Annotated in this window: 15 protein-coding genes; 10 read left to right on the top strand and 5 right to left on the bottom strand. The window is 60.4% G+C overall.

All coding sequences use genetic code 11. From position 1 onward, the window contains the following. Positions 1–84 precede the first annotated feature (84 nt). Positions 85–1,734, bottom strand: coding sequence for an acyl-CoA dehydrogenase family protein (locus EJA71_RS10910; RefSeq protein WP_158956723.1), 1,650 nt, complete (start codon positions 1,732–1,734; stop codon positions 85–87). Positions 1,735–1,830: 96 nt separating this feature from the next. Beyond that, on the bottom strand, positions 1,831–4,185 hold the full coding sequence (locus EJA71_RS10915) for a hybrid sensor histidine kinase/response regulator (protein ID WP_158956725.1): 2,355 nt from the start codon (positions 4,183–4,185) through the stop codon (positions 1,831–1,833). Positions 4,186–4,489: 304 nt separating this feature from the next. Between EJA71_RS10915 and EJA71_RS10920 the strand changes: the two genes are divergently transcribed. The 4 genes from EJA71_RS10920 to EJA71_RS10935 all read left to right on the top strand — a co-directional run bounded on the left by EJA71_RS10920 (position 4,490) and on the right by EJA71_RS10935 (position 8,009). Beyond that, positions 4,490–5,287 (top strand): hydroxymethylpyrimidine/phosphomethylpyrimidine kinase, encoded by a 798-nt coding sequence (locus EJA71_RS10920; RefSeq protein ID WP_158956727.1) that lies wholly within the window; start codon positions 4,490–4,492, stop codon positions 5,285–5,287. Positions 5,288–5,305: 18 nt separating this feature from the next. Further along, positions 5,306–5,929, top strand: a complete 624-nt coding sequence (thiE, locus tag EJA71_RS10925; RefSeq protein WP_158956729.1) for a thiamine phosphate synthase — start codon at positions 5,306–5,308, stop codon at positions 5,927–5,929. A 17-nt stretch (positions 5,930–5,946) separates the two neighbouring features. Beyond that, positions 5,947–7,230: a glutamate-1-semialdehyde 2,1-aminomutase gene (hemL, locus tag EJA71_RS10930; RefSeq protein ID WP_158956731.1), complete on the top strand. Its 1,284-nt coding sequence runs from the start codon at positions 5,947–5,949 to the stop codon at positions 7,228–7,230. 224 nt (positions 7,231–7,454) lie between these two features. After that, positions 7,455–8,009 (top strand): tetratricopeptide repeat protein, encoded by a 555-nt coding sequence (locus tag EJA71_RS10935; RefSeq protein ID WP_003228518.1) that lies wholly within the window; start codon positions 7,455–7,457, stop codon positions 8,007–8,009. Between the two features lie 117 nt (positions 8,010–8,126). Here EJA71_RS10935 and EJA71_RS10940 read toward each other — a convergent pair whose 3' ends face one another. Continuing rightward, positions 8,127–8,456 carry a DUF1820 family protein gene (locus EJA71_RS10940; RefSeq protein WP_077045543.1) on the bottom strand — a complete coding sequence of 110 codons (330 nt, stop codon included), beginning with the start codon at positions 8,454–8,456 and terminating at the stop codon, positions 8,127–8,129. Between the two features lie 133 nt (positions 8,457–8,589). On the opposite strand from EJA71_RS10940, the gene miaB reads away from it, so the two are divergent. The 5 genes from miaB (at position 8,590) to lnt (ending at position 14,015) form a co-directional block, all read left to right on the top strand. Further along, on the top strand, positions 8,590–9,918 hold the full coding sequence (miaB, locus tag EJA71_RS10945) for a tRNA (N6-isopentenyl adenosine(37)-C2)-methylthiotransferase MiaB (protein ID WP_158956733.1): 1,329 nt from the start codon (positions 8,590–8,592) through the stop codon (positions 9,916–9,918). Positions 9,919–10,146: 228 nt separating this feature from the next. After that, positions 10,147–11,145 carry a PhoH family protein gene (locus EJA71_RS10950; protein ID WP_122592707.1) on the top strand — a complete coding sequence of 333 codons (999 nt, stop codon included), beginning with the start codon at positions 10,147–10,149 and terminating at the stop codon, positions 11,143–11,145. Next, on the top strand, positions 11,138–11,632 hold the full coding sequence (gene ybeY, locus EJA71_RS10955) for an rRNA maturation RNase YbeY (protein ID WP_158956735.1): 495 nt from the start codon (positions 11,138–11,140) through the stop codon (positions 11,630–11,632). The genes EJA71_RS10950 and ybeY overlap by 8 nt, the downstream gene beginning before the upstream one ends. Before the next feature lie 5 nt (positions 11,633–11,637). After that, entirely contained in the window at positions 11,638–12,477 is an 840-nt protein-coding gene (locus tag EJA71_RS10960; protein ID WP_007909641.1) for an HlyC/CorC family transporter, read from the top strand. 14 nt (positions 12,478–12,491) lie between these two features. After that, a complete protein-coding gene (lnt, locus tag EJA71_RS10965; protein ID WP_158956737.1) occupies positions 12,492–14,015 on the top strand; it encodes an apolipoprotein N-acyltransferase in 1,524 nt (507 codons plus the stop codon). Between the two features lie 87 nt (positions 14,016–14,102). Here the strand turns inward: lnt and EJA71_RS10970 are convergent, their stop codons facing one another. Beyond that, on the bottom strand, positions 14,103–14,864 hold the full coding sequence (locus EJA71_RS10970; RefSeq protein ID WP_158956739.1) for a YdcF family protein: 762 nt from the start codon (positions 14,862–14,864) through the stop codon (positions 14,103–14,105). A 104-nt stretch (positions 14,865–14,968) separates the two neighbouring features. Beyond that, the gene (locus EJA71_RS10975; protein ID WP_008081071.1) at positions 14,969–15,292 is read right to left on the bottom strand and encodes a hypothetical protein; all 324 of its coding nucleotides are present in this window, start codon (positions 15,290–15,292) and stop codon (positions 14,969–14,971) included. A gap of 254 nt (positions 15,293–15,546) precedes the next feature. Here EJA71_RS10975 and leuS point away from each other — a divergent pair, with 254 nt between their 5' ends. Continuing rightward, a complete protein-coding gene (gene leuS / locus EJA71_RS10980) occupies positions 15,547–18,153 on the top strand; it encodes a leucine--tRNA ligase (protein ID WP_158956741.1) in 2,607 nt (868 codons plus the stop codon). The last annotated feature ends 29 nt before the right edge of the window (positions 18,154–18,182 follow it).

The raw sequence follows: 18,182 nt of genomic DNA on the forward strand, positions 1-18,182 counted from the left end.
GAAGGCTGCGATCTTTTGATCTTATAAACAGCAAGATCAAAAGATCGCAGCCTTCGGCAGCTCCTACAGGGGATTTGTGGTGGGTCAGAGAATCTGTGGGCTCGAGCGGGCGACGAGGGCTTCGACGTCGAGGCCGCGTGGCAAGGCGCCGTAGACGCGGCCGCCACCGCTCAGACGGCTGGCAATGAAGGCATCACTGACCGCTGAATTTCCGGCCTCCAGCAATAACTTGGCCTGTAACCCGAGCGCGATGTCTTCGGTCAGTTGCCGCGCCCGATACTGAATGTCGCTCGTGTCCTTGAACTGCGCCTGCAGCTGCTGAATATGCGCGGCCAGCCGCTTATCGCCATGGCCGTCGCCCAACTCGCTGAACAACACATCCAGCACACCCGGCTCTTTCGATAACGCGCGGAGCACGTCGAGGCACTGCACGTTCCCCGAACCTTCCCACGTCGAGTTCACCGGCGCCTCGCGGTATAGACGCGGCAGGATACTGTCCTCGACGTACCCGGCGCCGCCCATGCATTCCGCCGCTTCGTTGATCATTCCCGGCGCGCGTTTGCAGATCCAGTATTTGCCCACCGCCGTCACCAGCCGCGCAAATTGCGCTTCGTGGCGATCATCCAGGTGATCCAGCGCCTTGCCCATGCGCAAACTCAGCGCCAGCGCGGCTTCGCTTTCCAAGGCCAGATCGGCGAGGACGTTTTGCATCAACGGCTGTTCGCTGAGCAGCTTGCCGCCGACCTTGCGGTGCGCGCAGTGGTGGCTAGCCTGAGTCAGCGCCTGACGCATCAACGCGCTGGAACCGACCATGCAATCGAAACGGGTCATCGCGACCATTTCGATAATGGTCGGCACGCCGCGTCCTTCTTCACCGACCATCCACGCCAGCGCACCACGGAATTCCACTTCACTGGAAGCGTTGGACTGGTTGCCAAGTTTGTTTTTCAGGCGCTGGATATAGAACTGATTACGCGTGTCGTCCGGGCGATGGCGCGGCAGCAGGAAGCAGCTCAAGCCTTTGTCGGTCTGCGCCAGCGTGAGAAACGCATCGCACATTGGCGCCGAGCAGAACCACTTGTGCCCGACCAGTTCATAAGCCTGCCCCGGGCCACTGGCGCCGACCGGATAAGCCTTGGTGGTGTTGGCGCGCACGTCGGTGCCGCCCTGTTTCTCTGTCATTGCCATGCCAATAGTGACGCCAGCCTTGTGTGCCATGCCGACGTTGCGCGGGTCGTATTGAGTGGCGAGGACTTTCGGCAGCCATTGCTCGGCGAGATTCGCCTGCAAACGCAGGGCCGGTACGCTGGCGAAGGTCATGGTCAGAGGGCATCCGCTGCCCGCCTCGGCCTGACTGTGCAGATACGTCATCGCGGCGCGGGCGACATGGGCACCGTCCTGAGGATGCGACCATGGCAATGAAGTCAGACCGTGCTCGATCGCCGTGCGCATCAGCTCATGATAGGCGGGGTGAAACTCCACCAGATCGATGCGATGACCGTAGCGGTCATGGCTCGCGAACGTGGGTTTGTTCTGATTGGCGAGGAACCCGGCTTCCATCAGCGGCCCGCCGGCGAGCGCGCCGTAGGCATCGATGCGCGACTCGGCCCAACCGGCACCAAAGCGCCGCGACCACTCCTGCAACGGCAGGTCGATGCGGTACAGGTTGGTGCCGTCCAGCGAAGGCGGCTGGTTGGTGACTTCGTGGGTTTCGGCGAACTGATGCAGGTTCATGACGGGCTCCTTTGCGCAACCAAGGAACTCAGTTAAGCACCGCCCCGCAACCGCTCAAAGTGTCATACCCGCCGAATTTGCGGCGCTTTTACCCTCTCAGCAGCACAGCACCCGACGCTCCAGCGCCAACTGCAAATCCTCGAATTTCACCGGTTTATTCAGATAATCGACCCGTGCGCCCGTGGCACAGAGCTCGCGATCGGCACTCAGCGCAAGCATGAACACCGGCAGGTTGGCGCAGCCCGGCAATGCATGAATCTGGCAGCACAATGACGCGCCATCGTGTGCCGGCAGTTGGCAGTCGACCAGCACCGCATCGAAGGCTTCACGCTGCAGGCAATCCAAAGCAGCCGCGCCGTTATCGGCAGTGCGCACGCGGAAACCGAGCTTGAGCAACATGCCGCGCATCACCAGTTGGTTGACGCTGTTGTCGTCCACCAGCAACACCGTGCAGTCCTGTGCGGAACGCAGGTGATCACGCGCAGGCGCCGAGACGGGCGCCGCTTCGACCACCGGCAATTCGAATTCGACGTCCAATTGGAAGCGGCTGCCACGCCCGGGTTCCGAGCGATGAGTCAGCTTGCCGTCGAGCAACTCGACTAATTGTCGGCAAATCGCCAGACCGACGCCCAGACCGCCGTACTCGCGGGTCATCGAACCGTCGAGCTGGAAGAAGCGCTGATACATGGTTGCCTCACCCAGATCGGTAAAACCGATGCCGGTGTCGATCACCGCAAACGACAGCGCCAGACGATTACCCGTCGACGGTTTGCCGGTAACCCGCAGCGCCAGCCCGCCGACACGGGTGAATTTGATCGCGTTATCCAGCAGGCATTCCAGGCATTGCGCGAGTTTGGCGCTGTCACCGTGCAAGCGGTCCGGCAGAGTGGGCAGCACATCGACTTTGAAGTCCAGCGACTTACTCGCCGCGTTGCCATCGAACTGCACGCGCAACGCCTCGATCACCGCACGCAGGCTGAAACTGCCGGGCGAGGCCTTGAGTTTGCCGGCCTGCAATTCGGTGAGGGTGAGGATACCGTTGACCATGCGCATCATGTCCCGCGCGGAACCGGCGGCGGTCTGCTGGTATTGCTCAAGTTCAGGATCCATCTCGACGGTCTGCATCAGTTCCAGCGAACCGATCACACCGTTCATCGGCGTGCGCAGTTCGTGGGTCAGGGTCGCGAGGAATTCGTCCTTGAGCTTGTTGCTGTGGGCCAGTTGCTGGTTAAGCACTTCCAGTTTCTGCCCCGCGTCGTACAGGGTTTGCGCCTGTTGCTCGCGCATGGCATTGATGCGGTCGGCCAGCGCCAGCGACAGCAGCGCCACTTCGATGGCCGAGCCGATCTGGCTGGCATACATGGTCAGGAACACGTTCGGCAGCAAACCGAGGACCATCAGCGTGTTGACGATGCCGCCGAGCAGGAACGCCGACCAGGCAATGATGAAGTAACGCGCCACGCGCAAACCGCGCCACCAGGCGAGAATCCCCGCTGCAAAAATCACCACGGTGAAGGTCAGCGCCAGCGTCGTCGCCAGGCGCAGGGCCAGCGCGTAACTGGTCATCAGCGACAGACCGATGACCAACGCGCCGAACGCAATCAGGCCGATCAACAAGCGGTCGAGCCAGCGGCTGTGAGTCTTGGTCTGCAGGAAACTGCGGGCGAACTGGCTGCCGAACAACCCGGCACAACCGATGAAAAACGGTGTGGCGGCGTTGGCCCACCACGGATTGTTCGGCCAGAAGTATTCGACCGCTGCCCCGTTCACCGACAGTTGATAGAGGCCGAACGAGGCGATGTAGAAGATGTAATAGAGGTAGCTGGTGTCGCGCACGCTGAGGTAGATGAACAGGTTGTAGACCACCATCCCCAGCAACACGCCATAAATGATGCCGAGCACATACAGGCGCACCGGCTGGTCTTCGAGGTAGGCGGTGCTCGACCACAGTGTCACCGGCGCCTGGATCGAGCCTTCGCTGGCCAGTCGCAGGTACACGGTTTGTTGCTGATCCGGCTCGAAGGCGAGGTCGAACAAATAGTTGTTCTGGCGAATTTCGCGACTGGCGAACGGCAAGGCGTCACCGGTCTGGCGGACGAGGCGATAGTCGCCGCTGGCATCGGGCAGGTACAGGTCGAGATGATCGAGCGGCGGATACGCCAGCTCCAGCAGCCAGGTGCGCTGGGCGGCGGGATTGCTCGGGCGATAATGCAGGTCGATCTTCAGCCAGAACGCCGAGCGCGAGTAACCGGCATTGAGCGTGGCTTTATCGTGGGCTTTGAAATTGCCGGCAGCGGCTTGCGCGCGAACGTCGGCAATGCTCGCCTGACCGCTCGGGTCTTCGAACACTTGCAGCGATCGGCCCAAAGGCAGGCTCTGGGTGAATTCGTCGAATTCGACGGCGCTCGCCATGAGGGGCAAGCAGAACAGCAACATCAGCAGATAGCGCATTAAAGCCCCAGCGTGGCTCGTCCGGTTGTGTCAGGAAGCCCCCCCATTCCCTTTGAGTAGACGTAAAACCGGTATTACCTGTTATTGGTTTGGATCCAGACTAGCATAGCCGTTGATGGCCATTGAGCACCATTGAAATTTTTCCTACAAAGGCTCTAGAACGGGCGTTCCAGAGCAAAGCAGCGAGCTAGAGCTGTTGGATTGGTCAGGTTGTGAGAACGTACTCCTTTCCCCTGCCCAGCTTATCGGCCCGCCGTGAAGGGACTGAACCCGAAAATCAGCTTTGGTGGTAAGCTCGCGCACCATGAATATCTACAGCTCCCGCCCCGTTGTCCTCTGTCTCTCCGGCCACGACCCAAGTGGTGGCGCCGGCTTGCAGGCAGATATCGAAGCCCTGCTCGCGCAGGGTTGCCATGCGGCTCCGGCCGTCACCGCCCTGACCGTGCAAGACACCGTCAACGTCACTGACTTCCGCGTCCTCGACCGTGAGTGGGTATTGGCCCAGGCCAATGCCGTGCTTAACGACTCCGAAGTCGCTGCAGTGAAACTGGGCATGCTCGGTTCGCTGGAGATGGTCGACACCATTGTCGAACTGCTCTCGGCGCACCCGCACTTGCCAGTGGTCTGCGACCCGGTGCTGCGCGCCGGCGGCGGCGGACGCCTGGGCAAAGACGAAGTCGGCTATGCGATGCGCGAGCGTCTGCTGCCGCTGTCGATCATTGCCACCCCCAACCTTCCTGAAGCGCGCATCCTCGCCGAATTGCCAGAAGGCACCGCGGACGAGTGCGCTGACAAACTTCTGCCGTTCGTCAAAAACCTGCTGATCACCGGCGGCCACGGCGACGAAACTGAAATCCACAACCGCGTGTACAGCCGCGACGGCCTGCGTGAAACCTTTATCTGTCAGCGTCTGCCGGGCAGCTATCACGGCTCCGGTTGCACACTGGCCAGCGCTTTGGCCGGGCGACTGGCGCAAGGCGAACACCTGGCCAGCGCCGTGCGCAGTGCTTTGGATTACACCTGGCGCACCCTGCGCGATGCCGAACAACTGGGCAAAGGCCAGTTCGTCCCGCGTCGCCTGCCGCTGGATTTCTGCTCGTAACGTCGTGAGGTCTGCCTGATGAAACTACGTGGCCTGTATGCCATTACCGACAGCACCTTGCTGGCCGGCAAGTTTCTGTCTTACGTGGAGGCGGCGCTGGAAGGCGGCGTCACCCTGCTGCAATACCGCGACAAGAGCAACGACGAGGCCCGCCGCTTGCGCGAGGCCGAAACGCTGCGCGATCTGTGCGAGCGCTACAAGACGCAGTTGATCATCAACGATGACGCCGAACTGGCGGCGCGCCTCAACGTCGGCGTGCACCTGGGCCAGACCGATGGCCCGCTGTCGCCGCCCCGCGCCCTGCTCGGTTCGAAAGCGATCATCGGTTCGACCTGCCACGCGCAAATTGCGCTGGCCGAACAAGCCGCCAAAGAAGGCGCGAGTTATGTCGCGTTCGGCCGCTTCTTCAATTCCAACACCAAGCCCGGTGCGCCGACGTGCAGCCTCGATCTGCTCGACGAAGCCAAGCGCACGTTGCACCTGCCGGTCTGCGCGATTGGCGGCATCACCCTCGACAACGCCGCGCCGCTGGTGGCCCACGGGGTCGACTTGCTCGCCGTTGTTCACGGTCTGTTCGGTGCTGAAAGCACCGCCGAAGTGACCCGCCGCGCCCGCGCATTCAACGAATTGTTCAAATCCTGAAGATTGAGAGCCCGATCATGTCTCGTTCCGAAACCCTGTTTGCCAACGCTCAGAAACACATTCCCGGTGGCGTGAACTCGCCAGTCCGCGCGTTCAAGAGCGTTGGTGGCACGCCACTGTTTTTCAAGCACGCTGAAGGTGCTTACGTCACCGACGAAGACGACAAGCGTTATGTCGATTACGTTGGCTCGTGGGGCCCGATGATCCTCGGCCACAGCCACCCGGACGTGCTCGACGCAGTGCGCAATCAGCTGCAACACGGTCTGTCGTACGGCGCGCCGACCGCGATGGAAACCGAGATGGCCGATCTGGTCTGCTCGCTGGTGCCATCGATGGACATGGTGCGCATGGTCAGCTCCGGCACCGAAGCGACCATGAGCGCAATCCGTCTGGCCCGTGGTTACACCGGCCGCGACAGCATCATCAAATTCGAAGGCTGCTACCACGGTCACTCCGACAGCCTGCTGGTCAAGGCCGGTTCCGGCGCCCTGACCCAAGGTGTACCGAGCTCGGCCGGCGTGCCGGCGGCATTCGCCAAACACACCCTGACCCTGCCGTTCAACAACATCGACGCCGTTGAAAAAATGCTCGCCGAAGTGGGCGAGGAAGTGGCGTGCATCATCGTTGAGCCGGTTGCCGGCAACATGAACTGCGTGCCGCCAGCGCCGGGTTTCCTCGAAGGCCTGCGTTCGCTGTGCGACAAACATGGTGTGGTGCTGATTTTCGACGAAGTGATGACCGGTTTCCGCGTCGCCCTCGGCGGTGCTCAGGCGTACTACGGGGTCAATCCTGACCTGACCACGTTCGGCAAGATCATCGGCGGCGGCATGCCGGTCGGCTGTTTCGGTGGCAAGCGTGAAATCATGCAGCGTATCGCGCCGCTGGGCCCGGTGTATCAGGCCGGCACGTTGTCGGGTAACCCGTTGGCCATGGCCGCCGGCTTGACCACACTGCGTCTGATCAGCCGTCCGGATTTCCACGCCGAGCTGACCGACTACACCACGCGCCTGCTCGACGGCCTGCAACAACGCGCCGATGCCGCTGGCATTCCGTTCGTGACCACCCAGGCTGGCGGCATGTTCGGCCTGTACTTCAGCGGCGCCGACGACATCGTCACCTTTGAAGACGTGATGGCCAGCGACGCTGCGCTGTTCGGGCGCTTCTTCCACCTGATGCTGGAGGGCGGCGTTTACCTGGCACCGAGCGCCTTCGAAGCCGGTTTCACCTCGATCGCCCACGGCGAAGCCGAGTTGCAACTGACGCTGGACGCTGCCGAGCGCGCCTTCGCGGCACTGAAGTAATCGCCGTACCGCTGACGTTGGCTATCGCCAGCGTCAGCATTCGCCTACATCCCCACGGTTTTTCCCACGCGCTGCCAAAAATCTTGCCTAAAGTGGGCGATATATTCCCCGCGCAGCAGAAAAACGAGTAAAGACTTTGTAAGGTTGGCCCTGCTTATTTCATAATGCGCGCTTATTGGATCCCTCGATGGGTCCGCGTGCCCTTCAGAGGTAAGTCGATTCCCATGAACCGCACCGGCCGCACCCTTGCCTTGGGCTGCCTGTTGCTCCTTCAGCCCCTGCTCGCGCATGCACAAGCAGGCGGCAACTCGTTGTTGATCCCGGCGATGGGTCGTTGCACCCTCAATACTCAGCCGCAAGACGTCACGCAGGCACTGGCCGCCTGCCAGAAAGCGGCGGACGAAGGGGATGCGCAAGCGCAATACGAGTTGGGTGAGTTCTACTACGACGGCAAGAATGCGCCGCGCGACCTCAATCAAGCCTTGAGCTACTTCGAAAAAGCCTCGTTGCAAGGCCACGCTCAGGCGCAATTCAAGCTCGGCACGATGTTTTTCCACGGTGAAGGCGTGCAGGCCAACAACATTCAGGCGTACATCGTGCTGAAGATGGCCGCGGTCAACGGCGCTGAAGATGCGCTGGACACCGCCGACGAAGTCTCCGAAAAAATGTCCCGCGAAGATCTTGAGACCGCCACCCAGGTGCTCGGGCAGATTTTCCGCAAATACCTGATGGAACTGCAGAGCGCCGATGGGCGGACGCCGTTCTCGCCCCTTCCCTGATCAGCGATAGTTCCCACGCTCTGCGTGGGAATTCATCCCGTGACGCTCCGCGTCACCGACGCAGAGCGTCGAAGGCGGCATTCCCACGCAGAGCGTGGGAACGATCATCTGAACGGCTTACTTCTCAGGCATCGGCACCGGAAACGGCATCACATTGCCCACCGCACCGCGGGCTTCGCTGATTTTCGGGGTGCCCAGACGTTCCACTTCGTCGATGCGCACGATCGAATGCATCGGCACAAAGCTGCGCACCACGCCTTCGAATTGCGCCTTGAGCTTTTCTTCGCTCGGGTCGACGACCACTTGCGTGCGCTCGCCAAAGACGAACTCTTCCACTTCCAGAAAGCCCCACAGATCACTTTGATAGATCTGCTTGGCGTACATTTCGAACACCTGGCCCTGGTTGAGGAAAATCACCTTGTAGATTGGAGCTTCGCGTTTGGTCATGGCGGGCGGATAACATCGGGGATAAAAATGAGGGCGCGAACTATAGCATAGCCACCAGACGCACAGCGGTAGGAACCTGATGGCTTGTTCCCTATAATGCGCGGTTCTTTGAATCACGTGATGACCCTAATCCATGGCCAAGAAGCTTTACATCGAAACCCACGGTTGCCAGATGAACGAGTACGACAGCTCGCGCATGGTCGATCTGCTGGGTGAACATCAGGCCCTGGAAGTCACCGCCCGCGCGGAAGACGCTGACGTGATTCTGCTCAACACCTGCTCGATCCGCGAGCGCGCCCAGGATCGCGTGTATTCGCAGCTGGGTCGCTGGCGCGAACTGAAACTGGCCAACCCGGACATGGTGATCGCCGTAGGCGGTTGCGTGGCCAGCCAGGAAGGCGCGGCGATTCGTGATCGCGCACCGTACGTCGACGTGGTCTTTGGCCCGCAGACCCTGCACCGTCTGCCGGAAATGATCGACGCCGCGCGCGTCACCAAGCTGCCGCAAGTCGACGTGTCGTTCCCGGAAATCGAAAAATTCGACCACTTGCCCGAGCCGCGCATCGATGGCCCAAGCGCCTATGTGTCGGTGATGGAAGGTTGCAGCAAGTACTGCACGTTCTGCGTGGTGCCTTACACCCGTGGCGAAGAAGTCAGCCGACCGTTCGATGATGTAATCGCCGAAGTCATCCACCTCGCCGAAAACGGCGTGCGCGAAGTGACCCTGCTGGGGCAGAACGTCAACGGCTATCGCGGCACTACCCATGACGGTCGTCTGGCCGATCTCGCCGAACTGATCCGCGTAGTCGCCGCCATCGATGGCATCGACCGCATTCGCTACACCACTTCGCACCCGCTGGAATTCTCCGACAGCCTGATCCAGGCCCACGCCGATGTGCCAGAGCTGGTGAAGCACCTGCACTTGCCGGTGCAATCGGGCTCCGACCGGATTCTCGCGGCGATGAAGCGCAACCATACGGCGCTTGAGTACAAATCCAAGCTGCGCAAACTGCGCGCTGCTGTGCCGGGGATCTGCATCAGCTCGGACTTTATCGTCGGCTTCCCCGGCGAGACCGAGAAAGATTTCGAACAGACCATGAAGCTGATTGCCGACGTCGGTTTCGACTTCTCTTATTCCTTCGTTTATAGCCAGCGTCCGGGCACCCCGGCTGCCGATCTAGTCGACGACACCCCGGAAGAGCTGAAGAAGGAGCGTCTGAACGCGCTGCAACATCGCCTGAATCAGCAAGGCTTCGAGATCAGCCGACAAATGGTCGGCTCGGTCCAGCGCATTCTGGTGACCGATTACTCGAAGAAAGACCCGGGCGAGCTGCAAGGGCGCACCGAGAATAATCGTATCGTCAACTTCCGCTGCGACAATCCAACCCTGATCGGCCAGTTCGCCGACGTGCACATTGACGCGGCCCAACCGCACTCGCTGCGCGGCTCGCTGATCCAGTAACAGATATCAGAAGCACAGAGAAACCTGTGGGAGCTGGCTTGCCAGCGATAGCGGCGTAACTGGCAACATCTTCGCTGGACTTGATGGCCTCATCGCTGGCAAGCCAGCTCCCACAGTGGACAGCATTGTTCTTCAGAATGTACTCATCCATTTAAGAGCTTTCGCACCCAAGCCTCTGGCGTTATCCTTGATTTCATCTTAATTGCCCCAGGGCGGCTAAATACGACCTTGAACGCACCCATAGAACCACATCGTTTTATCCTCGAGCCCTTTGAGGCTCGCCGCTTCGCCAATCTGTGCGGGCAATTCGACGAGCATTTGCGCTTGATCGAACAGCGCCTGACGATCGAGATCCGCAACCGCGGAAACCAGTTCGAGCTGATCGGCGACCCCAAACACACCACGTCTGCGGAAAATCTGATTCGTCGCCTGTACCGGGAAACCAAAGGTTCAGAGCTGTCGCCAGATACCGTTCACCTGTTCCTGCAGGAATCGGCCGTTGTCGAGCTGGACAATCACGCCCCCGCCGAAGCCTCCGTCGCCCTGCGGACCAAGAAAGGCATGATTCGCCCGCGCGGCTTGAATCAACTGCGCTACGTGAAGGAAGTCCTCGGCAACGACATCAACTTCGGCATTGGTCCGGCCGGTACCGGCAAGACCTATCTGGCCGTGGCCTGCGCTGTCGATGCACTGGAGCGCGAGCAGATCCGGCGCATCCTGCTGGTGCGTCCGGCGGTTGAAGCGGGTGAAAAACTCGGCTTCCTGCCCGGCGACCTGTCGCAGAAGATCGACCCGTACCTGCGCCCGCTCTACGACGCGCTTTACGAGATGCTCGGCTTCGAATACGTCGCCAAGCTGATCGAACGTCAAGTGATCGAAGTTGCACCGCTGGCTTACATGCGCGGTCGCACGCTGAACAACAGCTTCATCATTCTCGACGAGAGTCAGAACACCACCGTCGAACAGATGAAGATGTTCCTGACCCGCATCGGCTTCGGCTCTACCGCAGTCATCACCGGTGACATCACCCAAGTCGACCTGCCGAAAGGCACCAAATCGGGTCTGCACCATGTGATCGAAGTGCTCAAAGACGTGCCGGGCATCAGCTTCACGCATTTCCAGCCTAAAGACGTCGTGCGCCATCCTTTGGTCCAGCGGATCGTCGAAGCCTACGAGCGCTTCGAAAACCGTGACGAAGCACCCAAGGACACCCCGCGAAATGCTTGAGCTAGACCTGCAAGTCGCGACTGAAGCGAACGCGCCGAGTGAAGCCGACTTCCGCCTGTGGTGCGAACTGGCCCTGCGACAGCGCACCGCCGACTCGGAAATGACCATTCGTCTGGTCGACGAGGAAGAAGGTCGCGAACTCAACCACACCTGGCGCCACAAGGATTACGCGACCAACGTCCTGTCGTTCCCTGCTGACGTGCCCGACGAGTTTCTCGACATCCCATTGCTCGGCGATCTGGTGATCTGCGTGGCCGTGGTTGAGCGTGAAGCCGCCGAACAAGGCAAGGAACTAAAGGCCCATTGGGCACATCTGGTCATTCACGGCTGCTTGCATCTGCTTGGTTACGACCATATAGATGACGAAGAAGCCGAAGAAATGGAAGCACTGGAACGCGAGTTGCTTGCCGAATTGGGCTATCCCGATCCGTACGCGGACGACGAAACCGAAACATCCCCTATCGTTACAACAAAGGATTCAGAGTAATCGCTATGAGCGAAGATCGATCGAGCAACGGGCAGAAGTCATGGCTGGGTAAACTGACCCAGGCTTTTGCCCACGAGCCGAAGAACCGTCAGGAGCTTCTTGAGCTGCTGCGTGATGCACATCAGAACAAACTGCTGGACAGCGAAGCGCTGGCCATCGTCGAAGGCGCCATTCAGGTGGCTGACCTGCAAGTACGCGACATCATGGTGCCGCGTTCGCAGATGATCAGCATCAAGGCGACCCAGACACCCCGCGAATTCCTCCCGGCCGTGGTCGACTCGGCCCACTCGCGCTATCCGGTCATCGGTGAAAGCCATGACGACGTGATGGGCGTGCTGCTGGCCAAGGATCTGCTGCCGCTGATCCTCAAGGAGAACGGCGACAGCTTCAACATCAAGGATCTGCTGCGCCCGGCCACGTTCGTACCGGAGTCCAAGCGTCTGAACGTGTTGCTGCGTGAATTCCGCGCCAACCACAACCACATGGCCATCGTCATCGACGAATACGGCGGCGTGGCCGGTCTGGTGACCATTGAAGACGTGCTCGAACAGATCGTCGGCGACATCGAAGACGAGCACGACGTCGAAGAAGACAGCTACATCAAGCCGCTGCCAAGTGGTGATTTCCTGATCAAGGCCCTGACGCCGATCGAGAACTTCAACGAGTTCTTCGACAGCGAGTTCTCCGACGACGAGTTCGACACCGTCGGCGGTCTAGTGATGAGCGCGTTCGGGCACTTGCCAAAACGCAACGAAATCACTGAAATCGGCGCCTATCGTTTCCGCATCCTGAACGCCGACAGCCGTCGGATTCACTTGCTGCGACTGACACCTATCGCCCGGTAAATTTAAGGACTGAAATGCGCTGGACAACCCGCCCCGGCTGGCCCGGTAACCTGCTGGCCGTGGCGGCCGGTGCAATCACCACGTTCGCTCTGGCACCTTTCAACATCTGGCCGCTGGCTTTGCTGGCGGTCGGCTTGTTCTATGCCGGTTTGCGTGAGCTGAGTCCGCGCCAGGCGCTGGGCCGTGGCTGGTGCTTCGGTTTCGGCCTGTTCGGCGCCGGCACCAGCTGGATCTATTACAGCATCCACCATTTCGGCGGCGCTTCGGTGCTACTGGCCGGGTTTCTGATGCTGCTGTTTACCGCCGCGATTGCCTGGTTCTTCGCCCTGCCCGCCTGGATTTGGGCGCGCTGGTTGCGTCGCAACGAAGCACCGCTGGCCGACGCCCTCGCGTTTGCTGCGCTGTGGGTTGGTCAGGAAATGTTTCGTGGCTGGTTCCTCACCGGTTTCCCGTGGCTGTACTCGGGTTACAGCCAGCTCGATGGTCCGTTGGCCGGGCTTGCGCCAGTCGGCGGTATGTGGCTCGTGGGGTTCGTGCTGGCACTGACTGCTGCGCTGATCTACAACGCGCCGCGTTTGCTGCAAAGCCGCCGCAAAGCTTTTGTTGTCGTCGGTCTGGTGCTGTTGGTCGGGCCTTGGGTGGCGGGTTTCGCGCTTAAGGGTCACGCCTGGACGAGTCCGTCGGGCGCGCCTTTGAGCGTTGCTGCGATTCAGGGCAACGTCGCGCAAAGCATGAAATGGGATCCGGCCGAGCTTAACGCGCAGTTGGCGTTGTACCGCGATCTGAGTTTCCGTTCGAAACCGGTCGACCTGCTGATCTGGCCGGAAACCGCCGTACCCGTACTCAAGGAGTCCGCCGAGGGCTACTTGAGCATGATGGGCAACTTCGCCGCTGAGCGTAAATCAGCACTGATCACCGGCGTACCGATTCGCGAAATGGTTCGTCACGAAAAACGCTTCTTCAACGGCATCACCGTGGTCGGCGAAGGCGATGGCACTTACCTCAAGCAGAAACTGGTGCCGTTCGGCGAATACGTGCCGCTGCAGGACATCCTGCGTGGCTTGATCGCCTTCTTCGATTTGCCGATGTCCGACTTCGCCCGTGGCCCAGCGGATCAAGCACTGTTGCAGGCGAAGGGTTACCAGATTGCACCGTTCATCTGCTACGAAGTGGTGTACCCGGACTTTGCCGCCGGGCTGTCGGCGCGCAGTGATTTGCTGCTGACGATCAGCAACGACACCTGGTTCGGCACCTCGATCGGCCCGCTGCAACATTTGCAGATGGCGCAGATGCGTGCGCTGGAAGCCGGTCGCTGGATGATTCGCGCGACCAATAACGGTGTCACCGGCTTGATCAACCCGTTCGGGCAAATCACTGAGCAGATTCCGCAGTTCGAACAGGGCGTGCTGTACGGCGAAGTGGTGCCGATGCACAACCTGACGCCGTATCTGCAATATCGCTCGTGGCCGCTGATGATTGTCTGCCTGTTGCTGTTTGGCTGGGCGCTGATGGCGAGCCGGATGTCGAAAACCCTTTAAAGCAAAAGATCGCAGCCTGCGGCAGCTCCTACAGGGAAAACGCAAATCCCAATGTAGGCGCTGCCGCAGACTGCGATCTTTTGATCTTCAGCGGTAAAACAGCGAATACCCTACCTGCCCCACCGCTTCATTGAGCAACTGCCCGCTCTGCCAGATCGACTTGAATTCCGGCAACCAACCACCAAACGGTCTCGCGTTATCAGTGCCCAAGAAGCCGACCGGCGCCGGCACCACTTCAAAACCTGCTTGCTGAAAACTCCACACCGAGCGCGGCATGTGCCAGGCCTGGGTCACCACGACCACACGCTTGATGCCCTGCGGCAACAGGATATCGGCACTGAACGTGGCGTTTTCCCAAGTAGTGCGGCTTTCGCCTTCCTGCCAGCGCACCGTCACGCCGAAATCGTCGCGCAATGAGTCGGCCATCAACTTCGCCTCGGTCGGCGGCGTTCCATAATGCAGTCCGCCCGTGGTCAGAATCGGCAGTCCGGACGCCTTGGCCAATCGAGCCGCATAACGCTGGCGCTCAAGACCGACGCCGGTCGGCTGGTCCTCACCCCACGCCAGATCACCGCGCTCGCGACCGGAACCCAGCACCACAATGGCGTCAGCCCGTTGCGCCAGCATGGCCCACTCTTCACGGGCCAGGGGTGGCTCGCGCTCCAATGCCTTGGCGCCCCATTGCACCACCACCGGCAGGCTCATCAGCCAGAAGCCGCCAAAGCCAATGGCAAAGCACACTCCGGCGAGGCGCGGTCGCGAGCGGCGCAGCCACCACGCGGCCAGCAACAGCAGCAAAAGAATGCCGGGCGGCAACAGAAGTTGTTTGATGAAATAACGAAAAGGCATCGGGCATCTCCACAGATGCCCGAAGCCTAAGAGTGTTAATAATGCGTTACAACCGATAGGTGGGATCCTGTTGAAAAAGATCCGGTTCTTGACCTGCCATGCGCTTACTTGGCCTGCAGAGCACGTACTTTGACGGTGTCTCTGCCGGGCGCCTTGTCCTTGAGCCAGATGACCTTGGCCGAATGTGCTGCATCGAGCTGTTTCACTGCTTGTGACAGGCAGCCATGCGTTTCACGTTCACTGCGATCCAGATAGGCCTTGACCAGTTTGAACTCAGCGGGACTCAAGCCACGCAATTCCAGTTCCAGGGGGCGCTCGTCGCGCAGCCGGTCAGCGGTTTTTACTGCGTCCAGGGCCATACCCAGACGGTCGATCAACCTCTCGTACAACTCGGGTTTAGTCACGTTTTTTTGCCGTTGCTCCACCATCCCTCACCTCATTGAAGATAAGACTCACTCCCCAGTTAGAGCTTAGCTTCGCTGCACAAACCGGCTGCACGCCGCGACCAACGGCCCCTGCTGCATGTATTGCGGCGTATGTAGCTGTAATCAGGGTTTCCCTAGGCCAAGCGCGGTCATGTATGCTACGGCGCTTCCTGTAATTCCACTTCCAGCTCGTCCGGGCCACCCCGGAACCTGCGTTGAAGAGGATTAGGCCACCCCTATCCAGTACAAAAGTAGCCATGCACGAACAATATCAGCCCCGTGAAATCGAAGCCGCCGCCCAGTCGTTCTGGGACGAGCAAAAGTCCTTTGAAGTCAGTGAACAGCCAGGCAAGGAAACCTACTACTGCCTGTCGATGTTCCCTTACCCCAGCGGCAAGCTACACATGGGGCACGTGCGCAACTACACCATCGGCGACGTGATCTCCCGCTATCAGCGCATGCAAGGCAAGAACGTTCTGCAACCGATGGGTTGGGACGCCTTCGGCATGCCGGCGGAAAACGCCGCGATGAAGAACAACGTAGCGCCAGCCAAATGGACCTACGAAAACATCGCCTACATGAAGTCGCAGCTGCGCAGTCTTGGCCTGGCCGTTGACTGGTCCCGCGAAGTGACCACCTGCAAGCCGGATTACTACCGCTGGGAACAATGGCTGTTCACCCGCCTGTTCGAAAAAGGTGTGATCTACCGCAAAAACGGCACTGTGAACTGGGACCCGGTCGACCAGACCGTTCTGGCCAACGAGCAAGTGATCGACGGTCGCGGCTGGCGTTCCGGCGCGCTGATCGAAAAGCGCGAAATCCCGATGTACTACTTCAAGATCACCGCCTACGCGGATGAGTTGCTGGAGAGCCTCGACGAACTGACTGGCTGGCCTGAACAGGTCAAGACCATGCAGCGCAACTGGATCGGCAAATCCCGCGGCATGGAAGTGCAGTTCCCGTACAACGTCGACTCGATCGGCGAAGCCGGTACCCTGAAAGTCTTCACCACCCGTCCGGACACCCTGATGGGCGCGACCTATGTCGCCGTGGCGGCCGAACACCCGCTGGCCACCCTGGCCGCGAAGAACAATCCTGAGCTGCAAGCGTTCATCGCTGAATGCAAGGGCGGCAGCGTCGCTGAAGCCGACGTCGCCACTCAAGAGAAAAAAGGCCTGCCGACCGGCCTGTTCGTCGAGCACCCGCTGACCGGTGAAAAACTCCCGGTATGGGTCGCCAACTATGTGCTGATGCACTACGGCGACGGCGCCGTAATGGCCGTACCGGCGCACGACGAGCGCGATTTCGAATTCGCCCACAAGTACAACCTGCCGGTGAAATCGGTGGTGCGTACCAGCTCCGGCGAGACCAATCCTGAGCCATGGCAAGACGCCTATGGCGAGCACGGCACGCTGATCAACTCCGGCGAGTTCGACGGCCTCGACTTCGCCGGCGCGTTCGACGCCATGGAAGTCGCCCTGATCAAGAAAGAACTCGGCGCCTCGCGCACCCAGTTCCGCCTGCGCGACTGGGGCATCAGCCGTCAGCGCTACTGGGGCTGCCCGATCCCGATCATCCACTGCGACGCTTGCGGTGATGTGCCGGTGCCGGAAGAGCAACTGCCTGTCGTCCTGCCGGAAGACGTGGTGCCGGACGGCGCCGGTTCGCCGCTGGCGCGCATGCCCGAGTTTTACGAGTGCACCTGCCCGAAATGCGGCCAGCCTGCCAAGCGTGAAACCGACACCATGGACACCTTCGTCGAGTCGTCGTGGTACTACGCCCGTTACGCCTCGCCGCACTTTGAAGGCGGTCTGGTGGAAAAATCCGCCGCTGACCACTGGCTGCCGGTGGATCAGTACATCGGTGGTATCGAACACGCGATTCTGCACCTGCTCTACGCGCGCTTCTTCCACAAATTGATGCGTGACGAAGGTCTGGTCAGCTCCAACGAGCCGTTCAAGAACCTGCTGACCCAAGGCATGGTGATCGCCGAGACTTACTATCGTCGCGAAGCCAACGGTGCCTACACCTGGTTCAACCCGGCGGACGTGGAACTCGAGCGCGACAGCAAAGCCAAGGTCATCAGCGCCAAGCTGAAATCCGACGGCCTGCCGGTGGAAATCGGTGGCACCGAGAAGATGGCCAAGTCGAAGAACAACGGCGTCGACCCGCAGTCGATGATCGATCAGTTCGGCGCCGATACCTGCCGCCTGTTCATGATGTTCGCCTCGCCGCCTGACATGAGTGCCGAATGGTCCGACTCCGGCGTTGAAGGCTCGCACCGTTTCCTCAAGCGCGTCTGGCGTCTGGCGCAAGCCCACGTGACCCTCGGCTTGCCAGGCAAACTGGATGTCGCCGGCCTGAACGACGAGCAGAAAGCCGTACGCCGTTCGATCCACCTGGCCATCAAGCAGGCCAGCCACGACGTCGGCCAGAACCACAAATTCAACACCGCCATCGCCCAGGTGATGACGCTGATGAACGTGCTGGAAAAAGCCGCGCAAGGCACCGAACAGGATCGCGCGCTGCTGCAGGAAGGCCTGGAAGCGGTAACGCTGCTGCTGGCACCGATCACTCCGCACATCAGCCACGAACTGTGGAATCAATTGGGTCATGCTGAACCGGTGATCGACGCAGGCTGGCCGGCGGTGGACGAAAGTGCATTGGTACAGGACAGCCTGACCCTGGTTATCCAGGTCAACGGCAAGCTGCGCGGCCAGATCGAAATGCCGGCCACCGCGACCCGTGAAGAAGTGGAAGCGGCAGCCCGCATCAACGAAAACGTGCTGCGTTTCGTCGACGGTCTGACCATTCGCAAAGTGATTGTGGTGCCGGGCAAACTGGTCAACATTGTCGCCAGCTAAATTGGATTGGGCGTCAGGTCAGCCTGGCG

Source organism: Pseudomonas sp. PB106, assembly GCF_009764645.1.
GTDB lineage: Bacteria > Pseudomonadota > Gammaproteobacteria > Pseudomonadales > Pseudomonadaceae > Aquipseudomonas.